General features: G+C 42.0%; 2 protein-coding genes and 1 pseudogene. 2 read left to right on the top strand and 1 reads right to left on the bottom strand.

Features of this window, described 5'->3' with window-relative positions; translation table 11 throughout:
- Positions 1–31: 31 nt before the first annotated feature.
- Positions 32–334, top strand: coding sequence for a hypothetical protein (locus tag MHO32_RS25685; RefSeq protein ID WP_239215032.1), 303 nt, complete (start codon positions 32–34; stop codon positions 332–334).
- Positions 335–635: 301 nt separating this feature from the next.
- Complete coding sequence (locus MHO32_RS25690) at positions 636–1232, top strand: YHYH domain-containing protein (protein ID WP_154298342.1); 597 nt, start codon at positions 636–638, stop codon at positions 1230–1232.
- A gap of 193 nt (positions 1233–1425) precedes the next feature.
- Here MHO32_RS25690 and MHO32_RS25875 read toward each other — a convergent pair.
- Positions 1426–1504, bottom strand: a pseudogene (locus MHO32_RS25875) (GNAT family N-acetyltransferase); the annotation flags it as partial.

A 1504-nucleotide genomic window follows, 5' to 3' on the forward strand; every position in this document is an offset into this window, starting at 1 on the left:
AAGTCAGGCGTAGTCTCAAAGCGGCTATTCAATGAAACCACTTGGAACAAACAACGCCGCAGAAAACGGACTGACAACACCAAAAAGCGCTTTTGGAAAACCAATCTCACAGTGCGAACTTTCAACAAAGTCACTGAAACCACGTGGAATTTACAACACCAGAGAAAACGTCACTTCAGCGAGTAAATTGGCTTTTGTACCAACAAACTCACCGAGCAGAGTTGCAACCAAAAACAGACTCTCGATTACCCTGCACTGTCAGCACCAAAGAACAAAACAACCGCAAGGACAGTCACAAAGCTTTGGACTTGAAACTGTTGAAATTGAGTTTTGACCATCGACGACGCACCTGCGTATCAAACGATCATCCTCGGAATTCTAAGCTTAGAAACATGATTTTGATTGCTAGCTTTTTCTGGCGACTAACGCCCTGTTAAGGGGTGAGCAACGCAATACCAAAGCCGCCGTATACCACCTTAATCACTTAAACCAACGCATAGTAAAAATGCCACGCGTTGCGAATCCCTCTTAAACAGTTTGTTAAATGACAATTAAAGCACTTCTGGGAACAAATTTCGTTGCAACAGCCCGAAATTTGAAGATACTAGCCTCCCTTAATTTTTGGTAATAGCTGTATGAGAACCCTCTTTATCTCAATTTTATTGATTTCATTCAATGCGTTTGGACATTCAGGTCGAACAAACGCTGCTGGCTGTCACAACGACAACATAAATGGCGGCTATCATTGCCACAATGGTGGATCTTCATCCTATTCTAGTTCATCAAGTAGCTCTTCATATAGCGCCTCACAGCCCGCAAATAGAGCATCAAAAGTAACTCAGACACCGAGCCAAAACACAGTTCAATGGACAACAACAAAAAACGGCAATCAGGTTGTAAATTTCGATGGCGAGATATGGATTGTTCAAGATTCTGGTGATGCTTATTTAGTTACGTTTTTAACCAACAAAATGTCAAATGGGTACGGGTGCAATGAAAGAAGTCAAAGCTTAAGCTGCAACGCAGATATTAATGTTGATGGACGTATATTCTACAACCAAAAAAAGTACTATTGGAACGAAGACCTTGCAGCGATTAAGCTTACAACACCAATACTAAACGCTATGAAACGTGGATACAGAGTTAGGGTCAGTGAAAGTATCGGTCTCAACTCTATAAGCTCTTCGCTGATCGGTTTTACAAAAGCTTATAATCGTGCATTTGGTCGCTAGCACAAAAGTTTCACCTGAATCAAACGCAGTAGTAATTAACTGCGTTTGACTATTGGCATTTAACGCCCTGTTAAGGGGTGAGCAACGCAATACAAGAGCCGCCGCATACCGCCTTAAACACTAAAACCAACGCATAGTGAAAATGCCACGCGTTGCGAATCCCTCTTGAACAGTTTGTTAGCCCTGTGGTTGACTAGTACATATAACCTAGCCAATCAAAATGTCCAACACCCCACTGCTTATCTCTGAGTGGTTTCACATACAGTTCATCA

The organism is Vibrio sp. MMH1-50 (genome assembly GCF_022347645.1).
GTDB classification, from domain to species: Bacteria; Pseudomonadota; Gammaproteobacteria; order Enterobacterales; family Vibrionaceae; genus Vibrio; species Vibrio harveyi.

What these genes read in the sequence shown, in the direction of transcription:
- MHO32_RS25690 (WP_154298342.1), top strand. Translation starts at nt 636, where the DNA reads ATGAGAACCCTCTTTATCTCAATTTTATTGATTTCATTCAATGCGTTT.
- MHO32_RS25685 (WP_239215032.1), top strand. Translation starts at nt 32, where the DNA reads ATGAAACCACTTGGAACAAACAACGCCGCAGAAAACGGACTGACAACA.